Source organism: Nonomuraea sp. NPDC003707 (genome assembly GCF_053587055.1).
Map to the genome: position 1 here is coordinate 1 of NZ_JBSFNK010000122.1, position 1,600 is coordinate 1,600.

Sequence of the window (1,600 nt, forward strand, 5' to 3'; positions counted from 1 at the left end):
CGCCGGCACCTTCTACGAGGGCGTGATGACCTCCGGCTATCCGACGGACGCCACCGAGAACGCGGTGCAGGCCAACATCGTCGCCGCCGGCTACACGACGGCCGCCCGCCCCAGCGGGACACCCGCCGCCGGCACGTCGATCTCGCTTCGCGCGACGACGGCCTGCTGCACCGGCCGCTACATCCGCCACCAGAACGACCAGGCCGTCACGTCCGTGATCACCTCCAGCAGCTCGTCCCTGGACAAGAACGACGCCACGTGGATCGTGCGCAACGGCCTGGCCTACAGCTCCTGCGTGTCGTTCGAGTCGAAGAACTACCCCGGCAGCTACCTGCGGCACAGTAACTACCAGCTCTACCGCAACGCCAACGACGGCAGCGCCCTGTTCGCCAACGACGCCACCTTCTGCCCGCAGCCCGGCATGAACGGCCAGGGCCTTTCGTGGGCCTCCTTCAACTTCCCGAACCGCCTGCTGCGTCACTACAACAACATCGTCTACATCGGCAGCGAGGGCGGATCGAACACCTTCGACAGCGCGACCTCGTGGGCCGACGACGTGAGCTGGGTCGTCGGCTCACCCTGGGCGTAGGCACCCCGGGCGGAGCCGTCCCGCCACTCGGGCCCGAGGACGGCTCCGCCCGCCGCAGCACCAGCCGGCCGTTCGACCCGGACCCCTGGTGGGCGAGGCGGCCGGCACACACACAGGCACATGAGTAAGGGCTACTCATGCCATTTCCGCCGTCGCCAGAGAGCATCCAAGGGACTGCCTCCGGTGCCGGAAGGACTCCCATGTCCCGTCGCTCCCCCTTGAGCATGCTGCTGACCGCCATCCTCGCGCTGAGTTTCGTCACCGCGTGCGAGGACGTCCCTCTACAAGACACACCCCCTCAGGCCGCCCAGACGAAGGCGCCGCCCAAGAAGGGCTTCTGTCCCGCCGCAGGGCCGATCACCCGGTCGTTGCTGCCCTCCCCGGAGGGAGTCGAGCGGATCGCCACGAACCCCTGCCTTGGTGTGAACGGCCTGATCGGCATGGCTCTGGATGTCATCCCGGAGCAGAAGATGGCCGAGGAAGCGGAACTGCGCTCGTTCCGTCAGGGGCTCAGGACCTTCGCCACCCGCGTGACCGTGGCCGCCGACGCGGTGGACTGCGCCTACGAGAACGACCACCTGGCGGTGTCGATCTACCAGGACCCGAACTACGGCTGGTCGGTGGGCCTGGTGGCAGTGGTGCGCGGGGATCTGGAAGCCGCTGCGGAGGAGGCCATCTGCCTGCTGCTGAAGCAGGTGCCGTTTCTCCCGGACGTCGGCTTCCGCGCCGACGGCCCGCCGGCACCGAAGTTCTGCGCCGACGCCGAGTCCAGAGAAGCCCGGGGATACAAGTTCATGATCTTGTGGATCGCCGACTCGGACGCCATGTGCCGCAGCCTGACCAACACCATCCGCGCGACCGGCGGCACCTGATCCCAGCGAACCTGATGGGTCTGGAGTACGTCTAGTCCTCGTTGTCGATGTCGTAGCCCACGCCGGGGTGGGGTCGTCGTCGTGGTGGCCTGCCGCGGCGGTCGGGGCGGTGTTCGAAGTGCCACCACTCGTTGTCGTA

The 1,600-nt window shown here is 67.9% G+C and carries 2 protein-coding genes; both read left to right on the forward strand.

Annotated features, from left to right (window positions below; translation table 11 throughout):
• The coding region (locus tag ACWDRB_RS67770) for an AbfB domain-containing protein (protein WP_449912883.1) at window positions 1–589 on the forward strand (589 nt) is incomplete at its 5' end.
• A 224-nt stretch (window positions 590–813) separates the two neighbouring features.
• Window positions 814–1,461, forward strand: coding sequence for a hypothetical protein (locus ACWDRB_RS67775; protein WP_449912885.1), 648 nt, complete (start codon window positions 814–816; stop codon window positions 1,459–1,461).
• Window positions 1,462–1,600 lie beyond the last annotated feature (139 nt).

What these genes read in the sequence shown, in the direction of transcription:
- ACWDRB_RS67775 (WP_449912885.1), top strand. Translation starts at nt 814, where the DNA reads ATGCTGCTGACCGCCATCCTCGCGCTGAGTTTCGTCACCGCGTGCGAG.